The sequence below is a fragment of the Pontibacter lucknowensis genome, from assembly GCF_900156415.1.
Classification (GTDB): Bacteria; Bacteroidota; Bacteroidia; order Cytophagales; family Hymenobacteraceae; genus Pontibacter; species Pontibacter lucknowensis.
The window spans coordinates 834,685-860,606 of record NZ_FTNM01000002.1 but is presented as its reverse complement, the minus strand read 5'-3'; the positions used below and the strand labels follow the sequence as shown (position 1 = coordinate 860,606).

Here is a 25,922-nt window from a genome sequence, read left to right as displayed (position 1 = left end):
TTCTATCGCAGGAAGCAGGCGGGATTTCTATGGTAAAAAGCATTCGTTGTTTTGCACTTACAAAGAGTCCCCTTCCGGCGGACTCTTTTTTTATTTAAAGCAATTGATAAGCACCTTAAAAAAGCAGATGGTGAACATAGCAGACAGATACGGGGATGTGCAGGAGTACTACTTCTCACAAAAATTACGGGAGGTCGCGCAACTCAACGCAGCCGGCAAAAATGTGATCAACCTGGGTATTGGCAGCCCCGATATGGCCCCACCCCGGCAGGCAGTAGAAGCACTGTGCGCGGCGGCCCATAATGGCAACGCACACGGCTATCAGGGTTACAAGGGTACACCGGCCCTACGGCAGGCCTTCAGCGATTGGTACGCTACCTACTATGCGGTTGCCCTGGACCCGGAAACAGAAGTGCTGCCGCTGATGGGCTCGAAGGAAGGCATCACCTATATTTCCAACGCCTACCTGAATGCCGGGGATGAAGTGTTGGTGCCCAACCCCGGATACCCGGCCTACAGCGCCGCAACCAAAGCGGCCGGTGGGGTGGTGCGGCATTACAATTTACGGGAAGAGACAGGTTGGCTGCCAAACCTGGAGGAATTGCAGCAGCAGGATTTAAGCAGGGTAAAGCTCATGTGGGCGAACTACCCGCACATGCCTACCGGAGCGAAGGCGAGCAAAGCCGCCCTGGCTCAACTCGTGGACTTTGCTGAGCGCCATGATATCCTGCTCTGCCACGATAACCCCTACAGCTTTATCCTCATCGACAGGCCCGAAAGTATCCTCTCAGTCAAGGGTGTTACAGCGCATGTGCTGGAGCTGAACTCGCTGAGCAAATCGCATAACATGGCTGGCTGGCGGGTGGGTGTGCTGACTGGCCATCCCCAGCACATCGCGAATGTGTTGATCGCGAAAAGCAATGTCGATTCAGGTATGTTCCTGGGTATACAGCAGGCCGCCATCGAGGCTTTAAAACAACCCCAGGCCTGGTTTGAAGAACTGAACACGCACTATGCGGAGCGGCGGAAGCTGGTTTGGCAAATCATGGAAACGCTGGATTGCAGGTATAGCACAGAGCAGGCAGGACTGTTTGTGTGGGGGCGCCCACCGGAAGAAGTCAATGTGGAGCAACTGGTAGATGAACTCCTCTACGAGGCAGGGGTCTTTATCACGCCTGGTTTCATCTTCGGAACGAACGGGCAGCGCTATATCCGGGTGTCGCTGTGTGCTGACAACGGGCAGCTGCAAAGAGCATTGGAAAGAATCAAAGCATTTAAAAATATTAAAATCAAAAAGTCATGATCGTAGGCATAGTAGGTATCGGACTGATTGGGGGCTCCATGGCCATGGACCTCCGGCAACGTGGCTTTGCCACTAAAATAATCGGAACAGACAACAACCCGGAGCACATCCGGATCGCAAAAAGTACAGGCATTATACAGGAAGAGGGCAGTCTGGCAGATCTGGCCAAAAGCTGTGATCTGATCATTGTGGCCACGCCGGTTGATGTTTCCCCGGGTATCGTGCTGACACTTTTAGACCAGGTAAAAGACGGATCCGTCGTGCTGGATGTGGGCTCTACAAAAGAGCAGATCTGCCAGGCCGTTGCGAGCCATCCGCGCAGAGAGCAGTTCGTTGCCTGCCACCCGATTGCCGGCACCGAAAACACTGGTCCGGGAGCGGCACACCACAAGCTCTTCGACCACAAAGTGAATATTATCTGCAACGCAGAGGCCTCCGGTGTAGCGACTGTGCGGATAGCGGAAGAAGTGTTTGGCGTCCTGAAAATGGAAACGGTGCACATGGAGGCCCGTGAACACGACCGCCACATCGCCTTTGTTTCGCATTTGTCACACATCACCTCCTTTGCCCTTGGCCTGACGGTGCTTAAAATCGAAAAAGACGAGAAGAGCATTTTTAATATGGCTGGTAGTGGTTTTGCCTCCACCGTGCGACTGGCCAAAAGCTCTCCGGATATGTGGGCACCCATCTTCAGCCAGAATGCAGGTCATGTATCGGCGGCATTGGATGCGTACATCGATCAGCTGCTGCTTTTCAAGGAAACGATCGACGAAGGACTTAGCTCCGAAACCTACGACATGATCTCTAATGCCAACCAGATCAGCCGCATACTGGATGGCATCGAACTCAAGAATCGGCAGAAACCCTTTGCTCGGCCACTCACCGGCAAAGACAAACTGGAGATTGCCCCGATCAGCACCTGGCTGCCCGATCTGCAGCGGCCCTTGGTGATCAGCGGGCCCTGCAGCGCCGAAACAGAGGAGCAGGTGATGGAAACCTGCCAGCAACTGGCTGCCACAGGCAAGGTGGATGTGCTGCGAGCCGGCATCTGGAAACCACGCACACGTCCCAATAACTTTGAAGGCATCGGCACAGTAGGGCTGGAATGGCTGCGTAAAGCGAAGGAGACGACAGGTATGAAAATAGCGGTGGAGGTGGCCAATAAGCAGCATGTGGAGGATGCGCTCAAATATGGCGTGGACATTCTCTGGATCGGGGCGCGCACGACGGTCAATCCTTTTTCGGTGCAGGAAATCGCAGATGCCCTGCAAGGTATAGACGTGCCGGTGTTGGTAAAGAATCCGATCAACGCTGACCTGGAGCTTTGGATCGGGGCGCTGGAGCGTTTGAGTGGAGCCGGTATTACCAAACTGGGTGCCATCCATCGGGGCTTCGCCAAGTATGGCGAAACCAGGTTCCGAAACGCACCGCAGTGGCAGCTGCCTATTGAGCTGAAAAGGCGCATGCCTGACCTGCCTATGATCTGTGACCCGAGCCATATCTGCGGCAACCGGGAATTGCTGGCCGAAATTTCGCAGCAGGCAATGGACCTGAACTATACAGGACTGATGCTGGAAAGCCACATTGATCCGGACAAGGCATGGAGCGACGCCAAACAGCAGGTGACGCCTGAGCGTCTGGCCGAGATCATAGACGGGCTGGTGCTCCGGAACGGCTATGGCGGTAAAGTGGAGGTGGATGACACCTTGCAGGAGCTGCGCAGTCAGGTAGATCAGTTCGACAGTGAGTTGTTCACCCTGCTGTCACAACGAATGCAGGTGGTGGAGAACATTGGCAGGTATAAAAAGGAAAACAAGCTGACCATTTTGCAGGCGTCCCGTTGGAACGACGTGTTGGAGAGATCCTTTGAGCGGGGAGAGAAATTGGGCCTGAGCCGGGACTTTATTCATAAGTATCTCAAAGCCGTGCACCAGGAGTCGATCCATCACCAAAGCGCGATCATGAATGCGTAATAGGGACAGGTATAGAAAAAGGGATTGAAGCAGGTGGTTACCGCTTCAATCCCTTTTTAGTTTATAAGCACGGAATTATCTGATCAAGCCAACCCCAACCGTCGAATTTGTCCCCTCGTCGATGAGGATGAAAGCACCGTTTGCTCTGTTTTCAGTAAAAGAATCGTAAAAAACTTCTTTTGCTGTTTTCAGTTGCACGTCGGCAATCTCGTTTAGCTTCAGCTCACTTACAGCGCTATCTGCACCAAGGGTCGCCACGTCTATCAGGTTGGAGAGTGCGCTGACTTTGGCTCTGGAAGTATTTACCCCATGCTGCAGCAGGTATGTACCGCCCACACGTAGTGGCTTTTTGTCCATCCAGCAGATGGTGGCCGCGAGCTGTCTGCTTTGCTGTGGCAATTGGCTGATCGGTACGATCATATCGCCCCGGCTGATGTCCACGTCATCCTCTAGCAGTAAGCTGATAGATTCTTTGGCCTGCGCTGCCTCTATCTCACGCCCAAACTTTTCGATTTTGGCAATGGTAGTTTCCTGTCCGCTTGGCAGTACAACCACCCGTTCGCCCTTGCGCAACAGTCCGCTGGCTACCTTGCCAGCGTAGGCTCTGTAGTCATGAAACTCTTCTGACTTCGGTCGTACTACATACTGTACCGGGAAACGGCTTGCTTCCTCTGACAGGTGCTGTTCCAAAGGCATGGCCTCCAGCAAACTAAGTAGTGATACCCCTTCGTACCAGGGCATGTGCGCTGACTGACGCACGAGGTTTTCGCCGTATAGGGAGGACACAGGTATAAAGCTGATCTCCTGTCCCGGAAAACGAACCTTTTCAGCAAAGGCCATGAAGGCGGCCTTTATTTCCTCAAATTTAGTTTGGTCGTAGTCTACCAGGTCCATCTTGTTCACGCAAACCACTACATTCGGAATGCGCAGCAGACAGGAAATATAAAAGTGACGGAAAGTCTGTTCCACCACACCGTTGCGGGCATCTACCAGGATCATGGAGACATTGGCGTTGGAGGCGCCCGTCACCATGTTGCGGGTATACTCAAAATGCCCTGGTGTGTCGGCTATGATAAACTTACGGGTAGGAGTGGAGAAGTAAATGTGCGCTACGTCAATCGTGATGCCTTGCTCACGTTCTGCTATCAGGCCGTCTGTCAGCAGCGAAAGGTCCACGTAGTCGAGGCCTTTCTTTTTGCTGCTTGCCATGATAGCCTCCAGCTTATCGGTGGTGATCGAATTGGTCTCGAACAGGAGTCGACCGATCAGGGTGCTTTTCCCATCATCCACACTTCCGGCGGTTGCAATTTTTAGAACGTCCATACCTTAAAAATATCCTGCTTGCTTTCTTTTTTCCATGGCCGCCTCGGAGCGCTTGTCGTCTATGCGGGCACCTCTTTCTGATACTGTGGCGCTTAGTATTTCTGCAATAATGTCCTCGATCGCAACGGCAGTTGACTCCACCGCAGCCGTACAGGTCATATCTCCCACCGTCCTGAAGCGGACCAGGCGGGTGCTTACCGACTCTTCTTCTGACATGTTCATGAAAGGGGAATAGGGAAGGATCTGCCCGTCACGCTCAAAGGTTTCGCGCTCGTGTGAGTAGTAAATGGAAGGTATAGCCAGTTGCTCTTCTCTGATGTAGTTCCACACATCCAGCTCTGTCCAATTGCTGATCGGGAACACGCGCACATTCTCGCCCATATTGATTTTGCCGTTCAGCATATCGAACAGCTCCGGGCGCTGCTTTTTGGCGTCCCATTCGCCGAAGTCGTTTCTTACCGAGAAGATACGCTCCTTGGCACGGGCTTTCTCTTCGTCGCGGCGTGCGCCACCGATGCAGGCGTCAAAGCCAAACTCCTCGATTGCGTCCAGCAGCGTAACGGTCTGCAGCACGTTGCGGCTGGCGTATTTTCCTGTTTCTTCCGTTACTTTTTGTTGGTCGATGCTGTCCTGCACATAGCGCACGATCAGCTCCAGGCCCAACTCTGCTACCAGTTCGTCCCGGAATTGGATGGTTTCTTCAAAGTTATGCCCCGTGTCGACGTGCAATAGGGGAAAGGGTATTTTGCCTGGGTAGAATGCTTTGTAGGCAAGTCTTACCAGTGTGATCGAGTCTTTTCCGCCGGAGAACAGGAGTACAGGTTTTTCAAACTGTGCGGCGACCTCTCTGATGATGTAGATCGCCTCGTCTTCCAGTTCTCTGGGGAATACAGCGTTGTGAATAGCCATACTAGTTTTGTTTATTTAAATAATTTGCATGCAGACCGCATTCCTTCTGGGTCTGTTCCCACCACCACCTTCCGGCACGCGGTTCTTCCCCTGGCAATATGGCCCGGGTGCAGGGAGCGCAACCTATGCTGACATAGCCCTGATCATGGAGCTGATTGTAGGGTACCGCGTTATCCTGCAAGTATGCGATCATCTCATCATAAGACCAGTTGATGATCGGGTTGAATTTGATGACCTGAAACGCCTCGTCCCACTCCAGTAAACTGAAGCTGCTGCGGTTGGCACTCTGGCCGGAGCGCAGTCCGGTTACCCAAACGTCCACTCCCTGCAAAGCTCTCGTCAGCGGCAGTACCTTACGGACCTGGCAGCAGGCTTTGCGGTTATCAACTGAGTCGTAAAATCCATTTATACCTTGTTTTGCAACAAGCGACTCCACGTCGGAAGCCTGCGGAAAAAAGGGCTCTATTTTGCGTTTATACTTGTATTCGGTATCTGCCCATAAGGTGTAGGTTTCCTGAAACAGGCGGCCTGTGTCGAGCGAGAAGATTATGATCGGAAGCTGGTCAGAGAAGATGGCGTGCGTGATGACCTGATCCTCCTGACCAAGCGCTGTCGAAAAAGCAACTTTGCCTGGAAATCGTTTGGCTACCCAGGCCAGTGCTTCAGAAAGGGACAGGTCTGCCAGTTCCTCAAGCAGCGACGGTATTTGATTTTTCGAGTTCATTGGCTTCTTTTTTTACTGTGAATCGTTCCCAGATCCGTTCGTGGACATAGTAGAGCAGGATCTTGCTGAATACCTCAATCGAACCGATCGAGAAAGCCATTTTAAGCTCACCTGTGATCAGGTAAGAAATGACAATGGTATCAAAAGTGCCCAGGACACGCCATGAAATGGCCTTGGCGACACTTTTAAATTTGCTGTCCTTCTTCTGCGGACTCTGCTTTTTATTAAAAGCTTTTTGAAGATATCGGTCTAGTAGCATAGCGCTGCATTGTGTGCCAAAACTACACAAAACCTACAAACTTAGTAGGGTAATAAAGTAAAAAAAACTAAAATCAGCTATGTTTAATATTTAAGAGGCTGTTTTTCAATTGTTTGAGGTGATCAGGTCGGAGAGGGTTTTGTTCTCGACCACCGACAGGGTCTGGTCACGCACCTGGCACATGATGATGTGCATGTTACAGGTGGCCTCGTCGGGGCAGTCGGAGCACTTTTCGTAATAGTTGAGACTCACACAGGGCAACCAGGCGATGGGGCCATTGAGCAGGCGGATGATCTTGGCCAGTGTGATCTCTTCCGGTTTTTTAATAAGATAATACCCGCCGCCTTTGCCTTTTTTGCTGCCCAGTATACCTGCCTTCTTCAGCTCAAGCAGAATGTTCTCGAGAAACTTATGTGAGATATTCTTACTGGCGGCGATTTCCTGGATAAGCACAGCACCCTTATCCTGATTTTCTGCCAGGTAGGTGAGCGCATGGAAAGCATACTTTGTTTTCTTGGATAACATAAGGAAGATCGGTGTCAGCTGGTCTGCTTTTGGAAGAGTAGGCTGTGTTATCACAAAATTAAGAAGCTTTGGACAGAATACCAGTATAGGCGTAAAAGATTGCAGGTATAGCAGAACGGAGTTGCTGCGCTGACAGCTGCCCAGAACCACGAAATTTGTGCAGATGGGGCTTATACCTGCTTCTTTCTCAAGCACTATACCTGCCACTACTGCTGTATACTTTATCTGGAGACCAGGTTTTCGTCCAGGGGCTTGTTCTTTTTCATGACCTTGATGTAGCGCACGAGGGCATTCAGGTTTTCGTCAGGTATCTCGTGTTCTTTGAAAGAGGGCATTCTTCTCAGACCCAGTGGGAACGCCTTGCTTCGTACCCTGAACTTGATCAATCCCCCTGGCAGGGGCACATTGTTGATCGGCGGACTGCCCTCTGAGCTTGTAGCAGCCCTGCAGAAGCAGTAAGCTTAGCATAGATATGATCGTGAATGCGGAAGGCCTGTAAAATTTTTTCATAGACAAGATGCTTCGTGTTAAATGTAACATTCACAATTAGTTACGATCCTAATGTTACGTAATTTGTGCTGCCAGAGTAGCGCTTAATCACGGAATAATTAAACTGCAGCAGGAAGTGATGTGAAGCGGCTTTTGTTGCCTACATGAAAGTAGTATTCTTCCAGTTTAGGACAATCCTCTCAGTTTTTTGTAAAAGCTTTCATGATAAGAATCACTTATCGGTATGAGATGATCTGCTATTCTGATCCTGTTCTTTTCAATGTGATCTATCTTATCAATAGCTACCATGAACGACCTGTGCACCCGGGCAAAGTCCTGGGCAGGCAACAGCTCTTCAAGCTTGGCGAAACTTAGCAAGGTCATGATTTTCTCTTTGGCTGTGTGTATCCGCAAGTAGTCTTTCATCCCCTCAACGAAGAGAATGTCTCCCGTGTCAATTTTCTGGATACGATGCCCCACCTTCAGAAAAATATGGGCCTGCTCCTGTTTAAGGTCCACTATGTTGTCCTTCTTTTCTGGTTGATGCCGGCTGCCTTGTTCCTGGTAGAGGCGCAGTACACTTTTGTAGAAACGCTCAAAAGAAAAGGGCTTCACCAGGTAATCTCTCACCTCCAGGTCAAAAGCTTTTAAGGCATACTGATCATAGGCGGTCGTCAGGATGATCATGGGTTTCGGGTTGAGCATAGGTATAAAGCTCAGGCCATCCAAGTCTGGCATGTTAATATCCAGGAACAGCAGGTCGGGTCTATCTTTCTCAAGTTGGGCAGTTGCTTCCAGGGGGCTCATAAAGGTGCCTTTCAGCTCCAGAAACGGAACTTTGGACACATACTCTTCCAGTATTTCCTGAGCCAGGTGCTCGTCATCAATTATATAACAGCTGAGCTTCTCTTTCATGCGCTTGCGTGTGCAGATCGTGGATTTTTAATGTAACTATAAAAATTTCACCCAGGTTATCTATCTCCAGACTGTGCTTTTCAGGGTACAATAGCGCCAGTCTTTTCCGGACATTCGGTAGCCCTATGCCACCCGGCTCCTCTAAAGCATTGCCTGCCTTATTTCCGGCCGGGTTCTGGATACGGAAGGTAAGTGTATTTTCTTTTATCTCAACACGGACTTTTATAGCACCTGGTTCCAGTCGGGCAGGACTGTGTTTGTAGGCATTCTCCAGGAGGTGTATGAACAGCAGCGGAGCAATGTGGCAGGAAGCTATGTCTCCTTCTACTTCCAGGTCCACCACCGGACTACTTTTATAACGGAGCTGCTGCAATCCAACATAATCCTGCAGGTAGTGCATCTCTCTTGAAAGGGGCACCGTGGCGGCATTTGACTCATAGATCATGTATCGCATCAGGGATGAAAGACGAAGTACGGCTTCTGGAGCAGTCGATGCCTGTTTGTATACCAGCGTGTGGATGTTGTTTAAGGTATTGAACAGAAAGTGCGGATTGATCTGCGATTTGAGGTAATGTAGCTCTGACTCCACTGCCTGCTTCTCCAGTTGCTCTTTTTTTATCGTATTAAGCACCAGGTTTTCTGTAACCCTGGCCAACCATCCGAGAAATGTAAAGAGAGGTACTATAGTGACTAAGGTCATTATGTAGTACTGGAAGAAATCTTGCCATACCTCCATTGCTCTTGGATGTAAATACAAGAAGGGCAGAGGGCCTATCAGCACAATGGCTATGAGCCTGCGGTAATAATCTCCTCTCTTCTTCTTTCCCGGGTAGGTTGTCAGCAGATAGAAATTGCCGTAAAAAACAAGCAAGCATGTCAGGATGAAACCAGTGGTTAAGGTAGGCCAGTGGTCACCTTCATTGCTTAGCTGCAAGCTGGCCAGCAGGATAAACAGCGTCCACAGCACAACGTGGACCTGCACAAAGATCTTTTTCACTCTCTCCATAAAGCAAAGATATTTTTCCCGGACACTATCTTACCATCTACTCGGCAGTTGCCTGATTCCAATCTACGAAAACCCCTATTGGCGCTGCAAGCGCTTTGGCGGAAGCATTGCAGCACTTGGTAGATTAATATACAGCAATAGCATATCGCTTTTTGATATCCAGTGGTGTGTTTTTTCCTTTATTCTGAAAACGAGGGGGAAGGCCCTATTAAAGTGCTTTTCTTTCTTCCTGAACAAGCATAATAAAAACAGAAGAACTATGGAAAATCAGCAGATCAGCCTGTCCATCCGGAATATCTCCAAAACCTACGCTAACGGGGTAAAGGCATTAGACAATGTTTCGCTGCACATACCGCCGGGCATGTATGGCCTGCTGGGACCTAACGGTGCCGGCAAGTCCACACTGATGCGCACACTGGCCACGCTGCAGGACCCGGATGAAGGAAGCATACAACTGGGCGAAATAGATGTGCTACGCCAGAAAGAAGAGGTGCGCCAAACGCTGGGCTATTTGCCACAGGAGTTCGGTGTCTACCCAAAAGTAAATGCAGAGGATTTGCTTGATTACTTCGCCGTTTTGAAAGGCATTACCAGCCGCGCTGCCCGCAAAGAAGTAGTGGAGCGTTTACTTAGACAGACAAACCTATGGGACAAGCGCCGGCAGAAGTTGGGCGGCTATTCCGGTGGTATGAAGCAGCGCTTTGGGGTGGCGGTGGCGTTGCTGAGCAACCCTAAATTGCTTATCGTGGATGAACCCACGGCAGGCCTGGACCCGGCGGAGCGCGTGCGTTTCCTGAACCTGCTTAGTGAGTTAGGTGAGAACAGCGTGGTGATCCTATCAACGCATATTGTGGAAGACGTGAGTGAACTCTGCACCAACATGGCGATCATCAACAAAGGGAAAATTTTACTAGAGGCTGAACCGATGCAGGCTGTAGAGGCACTCAAAGAGCGTATCTGGCGCAAACTGGTCTCTAAAAACGAGTTGCATGCACTGGGCGAGGAGCACCAGGTTATTTCTGCCAAACTGTTTAGCGGTCGCACTATTGTACATATTTACAGTGAGGAGAGCCCGGGAAACGGTTTTGAGTTGGTGGAGCCGGACCTGGAAGATGTATACTTTAGCACCATGGCGGGCTTTAACACGTCCTGTCAGCAAGTGGAGGAGGTTAGCATATGAAGTTCCGGAAGATCTTTCAAATGGAGTTTGCCTACCAGATACGCAGCATCTCTACCTGGCTGTACTTTTGTATAGTAGCAGTACTTGCTTTTTTATGGGTAATCGCCAATTACTTAAGTGATGCCCGGGAAGGATACTTCTTACTGAATGCGCCTATTGTGATAGCGGCTGTCACCGCGCTATGCATTTTGTTCTGGCTTCCGTTAGGCGGATCCGTAGCAGGCGATGCAGCAGCCCGGGATGTACAGACACGCATGCATTCGCTGACCTACACCACACCAACCAGTAAAGTCACTTACCTGGGAGGGCGGTTCCTTGCCGCTTGTCTTCTCAACTTAATTGTGCTGCTCTCCATTCCGCTGAGCATTTTCTTCTCCTTATACTTTACCGGTGTGGAGTCTGAAGTGATGGGGCCGTTTCGGTTAACAGCCTATCTTACCAGCTTTTTCTACCTGTTGGTTCCCAACATTTTTATTGTGACGGCCATTCAGTTTTCGTTGGCAGCGCTTACCCGTAGGGCCATGGCAAGCTACCTGGGTGGGGTGCTTCTCTTTATGTGTGCCTTCGTTTTAGAGTTGGTTCTGCAAGATGCAAAAGCATGGGCGAATCTGATAGATCCCATCAATTTTAGCTTTGTTTTAAATCAAATGTCAGGCGAGTGGAGTCCTCTGGAAATGAATACGCGCCTGCTTGTAATGGAAGGGCCGTTACTCGTTAACCGCTTACTTTGGCTCAGCATTGCAGTTGGCTTATTGGCTTTCACTCATAGTCGCTTTAGGTTTGTTCAGCCTGCAACAAGTATTGGCAAGAAACAGCTTACGCAATCCGTAACAAACCTGCCAGAGCGGGAGTGGCTGAAATGGAGACCGGAGCATACATTAACACAGATAAGGGGTGTATTCGGTTTTACAACGCACATACAGCAGTTACGCGTCATCACCTTGAAGTCGTTTCTGCAGCTCGCAAAAAGTCGTATCGGGCTGCTGTTACTGTTGGTCCTTGCCCTGGTAGTAGGTTTAACCATACCCGAAAATATAGAGGCCAAAGATGTGCCCTTGCTACCCGGAACGGATCAGGTGATAAACTTCCTAACAGCACCTCTGGTAGAAATTAAGTCTTTCTGGATTTTGATTACCCTGCTTACCATTTTTTATACCGGAGAACTGGTTTGGAAGGAGCGAGAAGCAGGTATAAACGAAATCACCAACGCGACTCCGGTACCGGAATGGGTGTTGTTTCTGAGCAGGTTCCTGGCCTTAAGCTTTATGCTTCTGATTTGGCTAGCGTTCCTGATGACTGCAGGCATCGTTGCTCAGAAAACTATAGGTGGCGCACCGGTTGAGATCGGGCTGTACATGAAGACACTTTTCGGGCTTCAGTTGGTTGAATGTCTGCTTTTTGCACTGCTCGCGCTTGTGGTGCATGTGCTGGTCAATCAGAAATACCTCGGCCATTTTTTTACGCTGCTTGCTTACGGGTTTATCGCGTTTGCCCCTAGTCTTGGCATTAGTCACAAGCTACTCATCTATAGCGCGAGCCCGGCCTGGTCGCACACGCATATGGCCGGCTTTAACTTATCGCTGGAGCCATGGCTGTGGTTTAAGCTATACTGGTTGTCGTGGGCGCTGTTGCTGGCTGTGGTGGCAAAACTGTGCTGGGTTCGGGGCCGGGATGAAAAACTAAGGTCGCGGTTAAACCTGGTCAAAGGTCGCATCACTCGCCCTACGATCGTAGCTGCTACGGTAGCAGTAGCGGGTATACTGGGATTTGGGGGATTCGTATTCTACAACACAAATATCCTGAACAACTACCTTTCTGCATCTGAGAAAGCGGAGCTGCAGGCGCAGTACGAAAAGCTATACGCAAAGTACTCCCTTATTCCGCAGCCACGGCAGACGAGTGCCAGCCTGCAGGTGGAGCTATATCCGGAAAAAAGAACAGCAACAGTTAAAGGGATATACCTGCTCGTAAACCAGCACAGGGAGCCAATCGATGCTATACATATAGCCACAGCACCGGGAGTTGAAACGAAGGCCATAACTTTAGACCAGTCTGCCGCCAGTTCACTTAAAGATGAAGCGCTGGGCTACCACATTTATACTTTGCAAAAGCCACTTCAGCCCGGTGATTCCCTGCAGCTCAGCTTTGAAGTGCAGGTAGGAGGACGTGGCTTTACGAACAGCGGCACTGATGTATCAGTAACACCGCGCAGCACCAACTTCCGGAATTATGAATGGCTGCCCGCAATTGGCTATCAATCTTACCGGGAACTGGATGATGCCGTCTCCCGAAAAGAATACGGACTGGCCCCACGTCCCGCAACTCCTTCGCTCTATGATGTGGAGGCACGCCATAATTCGCCGTTTGCCGAGCGTATTTTATTTGAAGCCGTGGTGGGCACGGATGCAGACCAGGTGGTGGTGGCGCCCGGTGAGCTGCAGCGAACTTGGACGGAAGGTGAACGGCGCTACTTTCATTATGCGACAGATGCTCCTATCCGGAATGAATACTATTTCTTCTCAGCTAACTATGCCGTGCATGAAGGGAAGTGGAAGAACACTGCAGGTGGTTCAGGGGAGGAAGTCAGTATACAGATTTACTATGATCCGGGGCAGACGCTTAACCTGAAGCGTATGATGAAAAGCGTGCAGGCTTCTTTAGAGTACTACAGCAGGCAGTTCGGGGCTTACCCACACCGTTCGATCCGGTTCGTTGCTTATCCAGGATACGGGTTCGGAAATCATGCCGCACCGGTCAACATCACAGCAGGAGAAGCATTCTTTCTGATGAACCCTGATAAAGACAAGCGGAATTTTGACCTGGTAACGGCAGTGGTGGCACACGAGGTGGCGCACCAGTGGTGGGGCAACCAGCTTGACCCGGCCCATGCAGAGGGAGCAGGTTTGCTTTCTGAAAGCCTGGCCTGGTACTCGGCCATGGGGGTACTGGAAGAGCATTATGGGCCGGAGCATCAAAAGCGGTTGCGAAGCTTTTTACTCGAGGAAAATGAAAACCCCAAAACACGTGCAGCTGTTCCGCTGCTGCAGGCGAATGACTGGTACCAGAATTATCGCAAAGGTCCTTTCGCGCTTTATGCGCTGAGTCAATACATCGGAAGGGATAAGGTAAACGGGGCGCTCCGTACTTTGCTGCAGAAGCATGGTTCGGGACAGTCTCCGCTGGCTACCTCACTTGATCTGTATCAGGAGCTGCAGGCAGTAACACCTGACTCTCTCCAAGCCCTGCTTCATGATCTTTTTGAGAAGAACACCTTTTGGGAGCTGAGCACTAAGCAGGCCACGACCAGGCAGGTGCAACCCGGTAAGTGGCAGGTGACCCTTGATGTACAGGCACGGAAGTTTGTGGTTGACAGTATAGGAGTGGAGACTAGTTTACAGATGAAAGATTGGATAGAAGTTAGCGTATTTGCTCCTGCCAAATCAGATCAGAGTCAAGGAGAAGTGCTTTACCAGAAGAAGCATTTTATTAATTCAGATAAGCAGACGATTACGGTGATGGTACAACGCAAACCTGCCCGTGCAGGCATAGATCCTGACAACCTGCTTATTGACTGGGAGTTAAATGACAATATCGTAGAGGTTCAGTTGGGAAAGACAGTCCATTAACCATGCTAGAATGACAGCCCTACTTTCAGATGCGACGTATTTATAAGCTGCCAAAAGCCGGCTGGTTATTTAGATAAGGTTATAGAAAATGGGAGCGAACTCGTATCAGCGACAACCTAATTTCCTGCTCATAGTAGTGGATGACATGGGCTATTCTGACTGCCAGCCTTTTGGCGGCGAGATCAGGACACCCAATTTGCAGCAGCTGGCGGACAACGGCGTCCGCTTCCGTAATTTCCATACCTCATCGTTGTGCGCCCCCACACGGGCCATGCTGCTGTCCGGCTGCGACAACCACCAGGCAGGTTTAGGCAATATGCCCACGGCACATGCCACCAATCAGTACATGCAGCCTGGCTACGAAGGCTACCTGACCAGGGACGTGCTCACAATTCCTGAGATACTGAAAGAGACCGGCTACCATACCTATATGGCGGGCAAGTGGCACCTGGGCGAACTGGAGGGGCAGCGGCCCCATGACAGGGGCTTTGAGCGGGTATTCTCTTTTTTAGGAGGTGGCGTCAGTCACTTCAACGATCAGCGTGCCCTGAGTGAATTTGAAGAGCCCCATACCAAATACTCTGAAAACGGAGAGACGGTCGCGCATCTGCCAGCTGACTTCTATACATCTGACTATTTTACTGATAAGATGATCCGGTATATAACGGAGCAGCAGGATGGCGATCCGTTTTTTGCCTACCTGGCTTTTACTGCGCCGCATGACCCCTTGCAGGTGCCGGATGCCTGGCTCGATAAATACAAAGGCGTGTATGACGGAGGGTACGATGCCATTCGGAAGCAGCGCCTGCAACAGATGAAGGAACTGGCACTGATACCGGATGAACTAACGAAGAACGAAGGCAGCGGCCACTTTGAGAAGTGGGAAGAGTTGACACAGGAAGAACAAAAAGAGGCGGCCAGGAAAATGGAGATCTATGCTGCCATGATTGAAAATCTGGACTGGAATCTGGGACGTTTGTTCGATAAGTTGAAAGATACCAACAAGTTTGACGATACCATCATTTTCTTTCTCTCCGATAACGGCGCCAATCCGAAGGAGCCTCACTTTTATGCCCCAAACACAAAAGAATCCATCGCAGAGGAGTATGACAACAGTTTAGAGAATATGGGCAGGATCAACTCGTTTGTTTCCATCGGTGGTGCCTGGGCCGAGGTGGCCAATACCCCTTTGTCGTACTTCAAACTCACAACCTACGAAGGCGGCACACAAACACCCTTTCTAGTCTCGGGCAGGCGCATGCACAAACGCGGCACGGTCACAGATGAGATGCTGCACGTTACAGATATTCTGCCCACCATACTGGACTATGCCAATGTTACCTACCCCAATAACAAGCCCGGCTTAAAGCCGCTTTACGGCACTTCGCTGAAGCCCTATCTGCAGGAGGAAACTAAACAGCCGGTGCGTACCGCTTTTGACGTACTGGGCTTTGAGATAACCGAGTGCAAAGCCATTTTGAAAGGGGACTGGAAGCTGATCTTTATGCCGCCACCCTACGGGAAGGGGGACGAATGGCATTTGTATAACCTGAAGGAGGACCTGAAAGAGGAAAACAATGTGGCTGCGAAGTTTCCGGAAAAATTCAGTGAATTGAAAGCTGAATGGAAAGCCTATGCGCTCTCGGTGGGGTACATCAAAGCCAGCGATGAACGGGCAGTAGACAAATTGGGTTATAAGGAGTTTTACCGCTTTGATCCGAAACACCGGATTGAGCTTGAAGGGGGAAAAGGAAATTCAGCGGGAAGCAGCCAGGAGCCCACTGGCCTGATGGATTGAAATACGCAGACCGTCCCGCGCCCGAAGAGTGGACCGAGCGGCTAAGCCAGATCGGTCCCCCGACGTCGGGTTACGTGAACCGCCGTTTCTGGAACCAAAGCGGGCACAAATTGAAAAGCTGGTTCGGCCTATTGATACCGTGCGGAGCACGAAAGAATTTACCCGGGAATAAGAAAATACACTTCAGTATTCGGCGGATAAAAGGTATTTTTACAGACCAAAGCAGCTGTATACCTGAAGCACTTCGGGTATAAGAAACGACGAACGGACCGCTCTCTACACCGATCCACCATGTACGAACTCTTCTTTCAGAAATTCAATGAAAAAGTGCCCCTGACCCTAGAAGAGCAGGAGCAGATCAAAACCTATCTGACGCCAAAAAAGCTGCGCAAAAGACAGTACCTCTTGCAGGATGGCGACGTGTGCAAATCTATTGCCTTTGTGGAGAAGGGGGCCTTGCGCGCCTATACCGTCGACGAGAACATGAACGAGCACATCATCCAGTTTGCCATTGAGGGCTGGACGATATCGGACCTCTTCAGTTACCTCACCGCTGAGCCCGCCACTTATACTATCGATGCCCTGGAAGATGCCGAGTTGGTGCTGATTACCCGCGCAGCACACGATGAACTCCTGAAAACCCAGCCCAAGTACGAAACCTATATCCGGCTGCTGATAACAGGTGCCTACATTGCCCTGCAACGGCGCCTGACCTCCAATATCAGCCTACCCGCCGAAGAGCGCTATACCCGCTTCACCGAAACCTATCCAGACATTGCCCAGCGTGTGCCGCAGCACATGATTGCCTCCTACATGGGCCTGACGCCCGAAACCCTGAGTCGCGTACGCAAGAAAATGGCCGAGCGCAGGTAAAGTCCCCTTCCTTTTCATTGACAAATGTCAAGGCTTTTTCTTGACAAGGCGCAATGCGCCGGGGCCTGGCATGGCCGTACCTTTGTATTGTTCCTAATTAAACGACCATGAAGACAATACAGACTATCGCCATCATAGGCGCTTCCGGCAACATGGGGGCCGCCATTTCGAAAAGTCTGGCCAAGGGCAATTATCGTTTGCTGCTTTGCGCCAACGACCTGGACAAAGTACAGGCAGTAGCTGAGGAGATCCAAAGCAACCAGCCCGCCGCCTCGGTGGAGGCAGTGGACTGCTCTGTGGACGCCTCATGGGAAGCGGATATCATTATTGCGGCTGTTCCGCATGATGCAGAAAGAGAAGTAGCCCAGAAGATAAAGGAAGTCGCCAACCAGAAGATCGTCATCAGTATCGCCAATCCGCTGAACGACAGTTACGACGGACTGGTAACGGCACCCTATACCAGCGCGGCCGAAGAACTGCAGAAGCTCCTGCCCAACGCCAAAGTGATCAAAGCCTTCAACACCACCTTCGCCGCCGACTTTGCCACGCCGGTTATAGACGGAAAGCAAGCTGACGCCTTTGTGGCGGGCAACGACGAAGAGGCACTGCAAACGGTGTCTGAACTGGTGAGCACGGCTGGGTTTAACCCGATCGTGGCAGGCGACCTGTCGGTGAGCGGCACCCTGGAACGCATGCAGTTGCTGCTGATCCAGCTCAATATGAAATATGACTACAACTGGCTGGCAGGGTGGAAGATCTTGCACCAGTAATTTTAGCCACATAATTGTCACCCAAGCAACATGCGACGAGACCAATTTATTAAAACACTAGTAACAGGAGTAGTAGGTATGACCACATTATCAGCATTCAATAAATTTACAGATAACCTGAGCGAGCAGGAGCAGTTAATGCCCGTGCTGTTTGTAGGCCACGGTTCGCCCATGAATGGCATCGAGGACAATGCCTTCAGCCAGTACTGGAAAAAGCTGGCCAGGGAAATGCCGACACCCAAAGCTGTGCTGGTGGTTTCGGCGCACTGGCTGAGCAAAGGCACCCGTATCACGGCCATGGATTTCCCCAAGACCATTCACGATTTCGGGGGCTTCCCGCAGGAGCTGTTCAATGTGCAGTATAAGGCCCCCGGCAACCCGGAACTTGCCAAAGAAACGGCCTCTATCCTTAAAACCGCCACTGTGGAGATGGACCACGACTGGGGTCTCGACCACGGCGCCTGGACGGTGGTCCGGCACATGTACCCGGAGGCTAACATTCCGGTGCTGCAGCTCAGTATCGATTATACCAAAGGACCGCAGTATCACTACGACCTGGCCAAGGAACTGGCCGGTCTGCGTAAAAAAGGCGTACTGATTATGGGTAGCGGCAACATGGTGCACAACCTGCGCATGGTGGCCTGGGACAGGCTGAACGACGAGGAATACGGTTTCGACTGGGCCGTGCAGATCAACAACACCTTCAAGGACCTGATTCGCAGCGGCAGCCACGACAAACTGATTCAGTACGAGAAACTGGGCCGCGAAGCTATGCTGGCTATACCTACGCCAGAGCACTACTGGCCACTGATGTATACGCTTGGCTTGCAGGGCAGCAAAGACGAGGTATCCTTCTTTAACGACAAAGCGGTAGGCGGCTCCCTGACCATGACTTCCGTGAAAATAGGCTGATTACAGCACAACATTAAGAATCATAACGTATGGTATTCAGAGAAGACATAAAGGCTGACACGCTTGCATCGGACATGGTTTTGAAATACCTGGTGCGGCCAGCAAGTGAAGCTTTGGGAAAGCGGAAAGCGCTGATCCTGCTGCACGGGGTCGGGAGCCATGAGCAGGACCTGTTCAGCCTGGCTCCATACCTACCGGATGATGTGATGGTGATCTCACCTCGTGGTCCTATTGTGCTGGGAGAGGGACGTTATGCCTGGTATCAGGTAGATTTTTCTTCGGGCAAGCCAATGATCAACGCCGGGCAGGAGGAGCAGAGCCGCGAGCTCATCCGGGAATTTATCTCCCAGGTGAAGGCAAAGTACAGTATAGACGAAGTATACCTGGGCGGATTTAGCCAGGGGGCTATCATGAGCTATACCATTGGCCTGACGCAGCCTGAGTTGGTAGCCGGGGTGCTTGCCTTCAGCGGCAGGATACTGAAGGAGATCAGGCCGCTGCTTGCTTCTTCGGACAAGCTGAAAAGCCTGCGTGTATTTATCGCACACGGTACGCAGGATGCAACTTTGCCTGTGCATTATGCCCGCGAAGCAAAGGTGTTTTTAGAAAGCGCAGGTATTACACCGGCTTATCATGAGCTGGAAATGGGGCACCAGCTGACTGGCGAAGTAATAGCGGCTGTGCTCGATTGGCTGAAATAGCTTTTTTAAAATTAAATTAAAGTATACATACCTAATAAAACCGATATGAAAATAGGCATTACAGGTGCAACAGGCCAATTGGGAAGGCTGGTTGTTACGAGACTAAAAGCTAAGGTGGAGCCCGAAAACATTATAGCGCTGGTGCGCGAACCTCAGAAAGCAGAAGGGATGGGGGTGGAAGTGCGCGAAGCAGACTATACGAAAACAGAGACGCTGGACAGTGCCCTGCAAGGTATAGACACCCTGCTCCTGATCTCATCCAGTGAGGTGGGGCAGCGTGCCGCGCAGCATAAAAATGTGATCGAGGCTGCCAAAAAAGCGGAAGTAAAACGGATCGTCTACACCAGCCTGCTGCATGCCGATACCTCTTTGCTAAGCCTGGCTGAAGAGCACCGCGCCACAGAGCGCATGATCAAGGATTCAGGTATAGCATACACTATCCTACGCAATGGCTGGTACACTGAAAACTATACCGGCTCAGTACAGGGCGCAATTGCCGGCGGCGCTTTTATCGGCAGTGCCGGTGAGGGCAAAATTTCCTCCGCATCCAGAGAGGATTATGCAGAAGCAGCAGTAGCGGTGCTGACAAGCCTGGGGCATGGAGGCAAGGTATACGAACTGGCCGGCGACGAGGCCTATACCCTCAGCGACCTGGCCGACGAGATCTCCCGCCAGACCAGTAAAGACATCCCTTACAAAAATCTACCGGAGGCAGACTATGCTGCTGCACTGGCAGGGTATGGGCTTCCGGATAGTATGGCAAAAGCCATAGCCGGCTGGGACGTAGCCGCTTCGAATGGTGCCCTATACGACGATAGCCGCCAGCTTTCCAAACTGATTGGACACCCAACCACACCCATGGCTGATTCTGTAGCAGAGGCTTTGTAAAGCTAGTTTGGGATTCGTGACCTGTGCGGTATGCACTACCCGCATACACGTATAAGGTATAGCTATCTGTTCTTGGCAGAATGAAATCAAAAAAGCCGCTCCATTTGATGTGGAGCGGCTTTTTAGTAGTCCGTAGGGGAATCGAACCCCTGTTGCCAGAATGAAAATCTGGAGTCCTAACCCCTAGACGAACGGACCATTCTGTCGTATTGTGATGCAAATATAGCGGGCCGCTTTTATTTTGCAAAGCCTCAGCCCGGCTTTTTTGTCAAAAAAATAAGCCATGACACGTAATTGCCTCACTTTTAGAGAGAAAATTTTTGACTTACAATCAAGAGGATCATTCTGCCTTTAAGGAAAGCACCGGATTGGCTATAGCTGCCCTTACTGCCTGTGTGCTCATGGTGATCAGTGCAATGACAAGGGTGGCGGCTCCAGCCATCAGGAACGGAATATAGCCGATGCTGATGCGGTAGGTAAAGTCCTGCAGCCATTGACTCATCAGGTACCAGGCAATAGGGGCTGCCAGTACAAAGGCGATCAGTACAAGTTTCACAAATTCCTTGGAGAAGAGCACAGTGATCTGGAACACCGAAGCACCCATGACCTTGCGTATACCTATCTCTTTGGTGCGCTGGGTTGCCATAAAGGCGATGAGTCCGTAAAGGCCCAGACAGCCAATGAAAATGGCGATGAAGGAGAAAATTTTGAAAAGGGTGCTTTGTCGTAACTCGTCTCTGTAAAAGCGGTTTAGCGTCTCGTCCATAAATTCATAATGAAACACGGTTTCCGGGTAGGCCTTCTGCCATACCTGCTCCAGGTGCGCCAGGGCCGCTTCTGACTGGCGCAGGTCTACCTTGGCCATCATAAAGAAGTAATCGCTGTCACCGGAGTAAAAGATGGCCGGGTCGATCGGGTCGCGCAGTGAGTTCTGATGAAAGTCTTCGACTACGCCCACAATAATAGCCTTCTGCTCTCCGCCGTTAAGGTATAGATTTTTGCCTATGGCTTCCTCAGGTTGCTTCAAATCTAGTTTGCGGCGCATGGTTTCATTGATGAGCACCTGCAGGATAGAGTCTTCTGCAAATCCATCTGCCCGGAACATACGACCCGCGACGAGCTTGATGTCGAATAGCTCCAGGTAGTGCTCGTCCGTGGATTTCATGTTGGCCTGAAAAGGAATGATATTCTCTGCATGGCCATACCGGAATCTGCTGAGGCGTGTTATTTCAGAGGAGGGTGGGGCAGAACCGAAGGTAACACCGAGAAGCGCCGGGTCTCTGAGAATCTCATCCCGAAGAGCCTCCATTTTAGCACTTTTATCCCGGGGCAGCGGAACTGTTACCACAGCATCCTTGTCAAAGCCCAGATCTTTGTTACGGAGGTATTGCATCTGCTCGTTTACAATTAGTGTGCAGATGATGAGAACCTGGCAAATGGTAAACTGCAGCACAACCAGGCTGCGTCGCAGGGACAGCCCCCCAACTTCCTGAACCGACATACGGCTGCGCAAGGCGGCAATTGGCTGGAAGCGTGCTAACAAAAAGGCAGGGTATAAGCCTGCAAATAATGTAACGAGCAGCACCTGCAGTACCACAAAGAGCAGTAGCTGAGGATTTTCCAAAAAGCTGAAGGTTATCTTCAGGCCCAGCAGTTGATTAAGATGCGGTAAGGCCAGTTCAACAAGAATGGCAGATATAAGTGTGGCTACCAGGGTGATCAGCAGTGTTTCACCCAGGAACTGGAGCATCAGTTGCAACTGATTACTGCCCATTACTTTGCGTATACCTATCTCCCGGGCTCGTCGCACGGCCAGTGCTGTAGCCAGGTTAATAAAGTTGATGCAGGCTGTCACCAGCAGCAGCAGACCGATCAGGGCCATCGACCAGATCACTTCTTTGGATATGGTGCGCTGCGAATAATTGCCGTATGCCGCATTGAAATGAATGTCATGCAGCGGCTGCAGCTTGATGCGCTCAGTAGCGGATCTCTGGTCTGGCATCAGTCGCTTTATAATAGTGTTTGCCTGCTGCTCTAGTGCATCTATATCTGCGTTTGGGGGCAACACGGCAAAAGCGGTGTGGTTACTCATGAGGGTGGTCCAACTGCTGAGATCAAAAGGCAGAAAGCCCTGTAGGGTAGGGTATGAAGCGAGCATGACAAATGGAAAATCGGTCGTAACCGGAAAGTCAGGTATGACAGCTACTATTTTCAGCGTTAGTTTATTATTGTAAATGATGATCTTGCCGATCACTTCATCTTCATCCGGAAAGAAAAGCTTTGCCATGCTATTGGTGAGCACCACATTGTTAGGTTCCAGCATGTAGCTGCGCAGGTCCTGTCCACCTGTGTCGAAGTCAAATACATCAAAGAAGGCCGGCTCCACAAAAGCAATATTACCCTGATTGATAAAATGGCGTGGTGCCATATTGCCATCGCCCGGAACAGTTACCTGTCCGTCATTTTCTGAATACATTTGGGTGATGTTTTCAAACCCCGGATTGTTGTTTCGCAATGCATTGGTAGCCGGAAAGTGAATGGAGGTGGTTTGAAAGACACCATCAGCATAATGCGCATCAACGCTGAGCCGGTAGATACGATCTCCTTTGCTGTGGAAGGTGTCATAGCTGAGCTCGTACTGAATGACCAGGAAGAGCAGGATGCTGCAGGTAATGCCCAGTGCCAGACCCAGCACGTTGAGCAGGCTGTAGCCTCTGCTGCGTAGAAGGGACCGGAAGGCCGTAAGGAAGTATAGCTTTAACATGTCGTGCACAGCTTTAGGAGTAGAACGATTAGCCTGGCTAAATCCATTGTTGTGCCAGTCCTGCAAAAAGGGCTTTGTTGCCTTTATCAGGTATAGGCGTACTGTTCGGTTGACCAGTTGTGGACACTTATTGTCCGTGGCTGGACAGGTATAAGCTATATTTTTCCTAAATTTATCTTAAATTAAGCATTTAACCCGACTGGCATAATTTTCTATCCTCTTATTCTAAAACCTATACCTGTCATGGAACAAAACCTGGGAAGAATACTGGTGATCGACGACAACGAAGATGTGTTGTTTTCAGCCAAAATGCTGCTGCGCAAATATGCCAAAGAAGTGGTAATGGAAAAGAATCCGAAGAAGATTCCCTTCCTGGTTTCCAATGAAGAGTTCGACATCATTCTTCTGGATATGAACTTCAGTCAGGACATTACGAGCGGTCAGGAGGGTTTTTTCTGGCTAAAGGAGATTCTGAAATATGACCCATCGGCCGTAGTCGTAATGATTACTGCTTTCGGGGATGTGGAGATGGCCGTGCGCGCGCTGAAAGAGGGTGCTACTGACTTCGTGCTTAAGCCCTGGCAGAACGAGAAGTTACTGGCAACACTGACTGCCGCTTCCAAGCTGCGCCATTCTTACAAAGAGGTAAACCAGCTCCGGCAGGTAAACCGCACCCTCACCGCTGAGCTGCAGAACCAGCAGCCGGTCATCACAGGTGAGAGCCAGGCCATGCGCAGCCTGTTTTCCATCATTGATAAAGTCGCCCGTACCGATGCAGACATTCTGCTGCTGGGCGAAAACGGCACCGGAAAAGAAGTCATCGCCCGCACCATTCACCAACGCTCCTCGAGGGCTGATAAGGTATTTGTGACGGTAGACATGGGAGCCATCACAGAAACCCTGTTTGAGAGTGAACTCTTCGGACATAAGAAAGGCGCCTTTACGGATGCGAAAGAGGACAGGGTGGGGCGGTTTGAAGCTGCCAACGGCGGTACGCTTTTTCTGGATGAGATCGGGAATTTGTCGCCTGCCCTCCAAAGCAAGCTGCTGACAGTGCTGCAGCGCAGAGAGATCATCCGGGTAGGGACCAACAAACCTATACCTATTGATGTGCGCCTGATCTGCGCTACCAATATGCCACTGAAAGAAATGGTACAACGGCACGAATTCAGACAGGACCTGCTTTACCGCATCAACACGGTGGAGCTGAATCTGCCACCGCTCCGTGAGCGCCTGGAGGACATTCCCTTATTTGCGGATCATTATCTGCAAACATACGCCACCAAGTATAAGCAGCCGCTCAAGCGACTCTCTGACGCCGCGCTGGCCAAGCTGCGTCGCTATACCTGGCCAGGCAATGTGCGGGAGCTCCAGCATGTGCTCGAGCGTGCCTCCATCATGAGCGATAACCGCGAATTGCAGCCGGACGATTTTTTCTTTATACCTGATGAACCGGCCGTTTCTGCAACCGCTCCGGCGGTATTTTCTAACTCTCAGAATCTGGAGGACCTGGAGCGAGAGGCGGTGCAACGGGCCATGCAGTTACACGAAGGCAATGTATCAAAAGCAGCCAAAGAACTGGGTCTGTCCCGCGGTGCTTTGTACCGAAGACTAGAGAAATATGCGCTTTAACAACTACCGGTTACAGTTGGTGCTGCGGCTCATCATTCTGGCACTTACTGTTTTTGCGCTGGCAAAGGTAGGGCTGGATCCGGCCTACCGGGGCACATTCATCGGACTTTTGCTCTTCCTGCTGCTACAGGTTTTTCTGCTGGTGCGCTTCCATGAGCGCACAAACCGGCAGTTTCTGAGCTTCCTGAACTCCATCCGGCACGACGATTTTACAGAGCTTATACCTGCATCGACAGGTGGCAGATTGCACCGGGAACTGGCAGCGGGTTTGAATGAAGTGATGAAAAAATTCAGGGCAGTGCGGGCCGAAAAAGAGGCGCACCTGCACTATTTTGAAGCTATCGTGCAGCACGTCGGAACAGGCATCATCACTTATAAAAACGATGGCAGCATCCTGCTGCTCAACCACGCTGCCCGCAAGCTACTGCAGGTCGGGGCGCTGCATCAGATACAGGAGCTGGCTGCTCTATACCCTGACTTAGCTGTTCGCCTTTCTGGACTGGACCATGGCGAGAAAGCAGTTGTTCCACTGCGACAGGGAGGCTCAGTAACGAACCTATCGGTGCAGGTGATCGAGCTGGTGATGCTGGGAGATAAGGTAAAGCTGGCATCGGTACAGAACATACAGCGGGAACTGGAGGACAAGGAGATGGAAGCATGGCAGAACCTGATCAAGGTGCTGACCCATGAAATCATGAACTCTGTGACGCCCATTGCCTCACTCTCAGCCAGTGCTGGCGAAGAAATAAGCGGGTATGTTGATGATACGAATGCCGAGGAGATCACAGTGCTGCGGGACGAACTGCTGGACATCCGCCAGTGCCTGCACACGATCAGCCGCAGAAGCGATGGCCTGATTCATTTTGTGAATGATTTCCGTAACCTGACCCGCATCACGGTACCGGAGTTGACGCTGATCGATGTAGGGGAGTTGCTCTCAGAAATAAAGACCTTGTTGCGAGAACAGCTGATACAGCAGGACATTCACTTTAAGATTGAGTTGCGGTCAGGCAGCAGTCTGTTGCTATCGGCCGACAGAGGTATGGTGGAGCAGGTGATCATCAACCTGGTTAAAAATGCGATGGAAGCAGTTCAGGAAAGAGCCCACAAACAGATAACTGTACGTGCCTACCTGGACGAACGAAGCCGCGTGTGCCTGGAGGTGGAGGATAACGGACAGGGTATGACGGCAGAGGCCACGACCAAGATTTTCATTCCTTTCTTCACTACAAAGAAGAGCGGATCAGGTATAGGGCTCAGCCTGTCCCGTCAGATCATGCGTCTTCATAAAGGCTCTATTTCTGTGCAGTCGGAGCTGGATAGAGGAACTACTTTTATACTGAGGTTTTGAT

20 protein-coding genes and 1 tRNA gene are annotated in these 25,922 nt (G+C 50.8%); 12 read left to right on the top strand and 9 right to left on the bottom strand.

The features are described 5' to 3' along the window. The first annotated feature begins 127 nt into the window (after positions 1–127). Together BW972_RS09920 and BW972_RS20175 are read left to right on the top strand one after the other, a co-directional pair. Entirely contained in the window at positions 128–1,303 is a 1,176-nt protein-coding gene (locus tag BW972_RS09920; protein WP_076421968.1) for a pyridoxal phosphate-dependent aminotransferase, read from the top strand. Further along, positions 1,300–3,276, top strand: coding sequence for a prephenate dehydrogenase (locus BW972_RS20175; RefSeq protein ID WP_076421967.1), 1,977 nt, complete (start codon positions 1,300–1,302; stop codon positions 3,274–3,276). Before BW972_RS09920 ends, BW972_RS20175 begins: the two co-directional genes overlap by 4 nt. Positions 3,277–3,351: 75 nt before the next feature. Here the strand turns inward: BW972_RS20175 and BW972_RS09910 are convergent, their stop codons facing one another. From BW972_RS09910 to BW972_RS09880, 7 genes are all read right to left on the bottom strand, one after another. After that, the gene (locus BW972_RS09910; RefSeq protein ID WP_076421966.1) at positions 3,352–4,599 is read right to left on the bottom strand and encodes a sulfate adenylyltransferase subunit 1; all 1,248 of its coding nucleotides are present in this window, start codon (positions 4,597–4,599) and stop codon (positions 3,352–3,354) included. Positions 4,600–4,602: 3 nt separating this feature from the next. Further along, the gene (gene cysD / locus BW972_RS09905) at positions 4,603–5,508 is read right to left on the bottom strand and encodes a sulfate adenylyltransferase subunit CysD (protein WP_007656866.1); all 906 of its coding nucleotides are present in this window, start codon (positions 5,506–5,508) and stop codon (positions 4,603–4,605) included. Between the two features lies 1 nt (position 5,509). After that, positions 5,510–6,232, bottom strand: coding sequence for a phosphoadenylyl-sulfate reductase (locus BW972_RS09900; protein WP_076421965.1), 723 nt, complete (start codon positions 6,230–6,232; stop codon positions 5,510–5,512). Beyond that, positions 6,198–6,491 (bottom strand): DUF2061 domain-containing protein, encoded by a 294-nt coding sequence (locus BW972_RS09895; protein ID WP_076421964.1) that lies wholly within the window; start codon positions 6,489–6,491, stop codon positions 6,198–6,200. The genes BW972_RS09900 and BW972_RS09895 overlap by 35 nt, the downstream gene beginning before the upstream one ends. Positions 6,492–6,596: 105 nt before the next feature. Beyond that, the gene (locus tag BW972_RS09890) at positions 6,597–7,016 is read right to left on the bottom strand and encodes an RrF2 family transcriptional regulator (protein WP_076422130.1); all 420 of its coding nucleotides are present in this window, start codon (positions 7,014–7,016) and stop codon (positions 6,597–6,599) included. Positions 7,017–7,691: 675 nt separating this feature from the next. Next, entirely contained in the window at positions 7,692–8,420 is a 729-nt protein-coding gene (locus BW972_RS09885) for a LytR/AlgR family response regulator transcription factor (protein WP_076421963.1), read from the bottom strand. Beyond that, complete coding sequence (locus tag BW972_RS09880) at positions 8,389–9,426, bottom strand: sensor histidine kinase (RefSeq protein ID WP_007656872.1); 1,038 nt, start codon at positions 9,424–9,426, stop codon at positions 8,389–8,391. The genes BW972_RS09885 and BW972_RS09880 overlap by 32 nt, the downstream gene beginning before the upstream one ends. Before the next feature lie 259 nt (positions 9,427–9,685). Between BW972_RS09880 and BW972_RS09875 the strand changes: the two genes are divergently transcribed. The 8 genes from BW972_RS09875 to BW972_RS09840 all read left to right on the top strand — a co-directional run bounded on the left by BW972_RS09875 (position 9,686) and on the right by BW972_RS09840 (position 20,174). Further along, a complete protein-coding gene (locus BW972_RS09875) occupies positions 9,686–10,606 on the top strand; it encodes an ABC transporter ATP-binding protein (RefSeq protein ID WP_083674127.1) in 921 nt (306 codons plus the stop codon). After that, entirely contained in the window at positions 10,603–14,232 is a 3,630-nt protein-coding gene (locus BW972_RS09870; RefSeq protein WP_076421962.1) for an ABC transporter permease/M1 family aminopeptidase, read from the top strand. Before BW972_RS09875 ends, BW972_RS09870 begins: the two co-directional genes overlap by 4 nt. Positions 14,233–14,320: 88 nt before the next feature. Continuing rightward, positions 14,321–16,030 (top strand): arylsulfatase, encoded by a 1,710-nt coding sequence (locus tag BW972_RS09865; RefSeq protein WP_007656875.1) that lies wholly within the window; start codon positions 14,321–14,323, stop codon positions 16,028–16,030. Positions 16,031–16,321: 291 nt separating this feature from the next. Beyond that, a complete protein-coding gene (locus BW972_RS09860; protein WP_007661314.1) occupies positions 16,322–16,903 on the top strand; it encodes a Crp/Fnr family transcriptional regulator in 582 nt (193 codons plus the stop codon). 107 nt (positions 16,904–17,010) lie between these two features. Then, a complete protein-coding gene (locus tag BW972_RS09855; RefSeq protein WP_076421961.1) occupies positions 17,011–17,673 on the top strand; it encodes an NADPH-dependent F420 reductase in 663 nt (220 codons plus the stop codon). 78 nt (positions 17,674–17,751) lie between these two features. After that, on the top strand, positions 17,752–18,585 hold the full coding sequence (ygiD, locus tag BW972_RS09850) for a 4,5-DOPA-extradiol-dioxygenase (protein ID WP_076421960.1): 834 nt from the start codon (positions 17,752–17,754) through the stop codon (positions 18,583–18,585). 29 nt (positions 18,586–18,614) lie between these two features. Next, positions 18,615–19,286, top strand: coding sequence for an alpha/beta hydrolase (locus BW972_RS09845; RefSeq protein WP_083674126.1), 672 nt, complete (start codon positions 18,615–18,617; stop codon positions 19,284–19,286). A 45-nt stretch (positions 19,287–19,331) separates the two neighbouring features. Continuing rightward, complete coding sequence (locus BW972_RS09840; RefSeq protein WP_007661321.1) at positions 19,332–20,174, top strand: SDR family oxidoreductase; 843 nt, start codon at positions 19,332–19,334, stop codon at positions 20,172–20,174. Between the two features lie 126 nt (positions 20,175–20,300). Here the strand turns inward: BW972_RS09840 and BW972_RS09835 are convergent. Both BW972_RS09835 and BW972_RS09830 read right to left on the bottom strand, forming a co-directional pair. Then, a tRNA-Glu gene (locus BW972_RS09835) sits at positions 20,301–20,372 on the bottom strand. Positions 20,373–20,514: 142 nt separating this feature from the next. Further along, a complete protein-coding gene (locus tag BW972_RS09830) occupies positions 20,515–22,938 on the bottom strand; it encodes an ABC transporter permease (protein ID WP_076421959.1) in 2,424 nt (807 codons plus the stop codon). Between the two features lie 243 nt (positions 22,939–23,181). Here BW972_RS09830 and BW972_RS09825 point away from each other — a divergent pair, with 243 nt between their 5' ends. Next, positions 23,182–24,570, top strand: coding sequence for a sigma-54-dependent transcriptional regulator (locus tag BW972_RS09825; protein WP_076421958.1), 1,389 nt, complete (start codon positions 23,182–23,184; stop codon positions 24,568–24,570). Beyond that, positions 24,560–25,921 (top strand): sensor histidine kinase, encoded by a 1,362-nt coding sequence (locus BW972_RS09820; protein ID WP_076421957.1) that lies wholly within the window; start codon positions 24,560–24,562, stop codon positions 25,919–25,921. The genes BW972_RS09825 and BW972_RS09820 overlap by 11 nt, the downstream gene beginning before the upstream one ends. Position 25,922 lies beyond the last annotated feature (1 nt).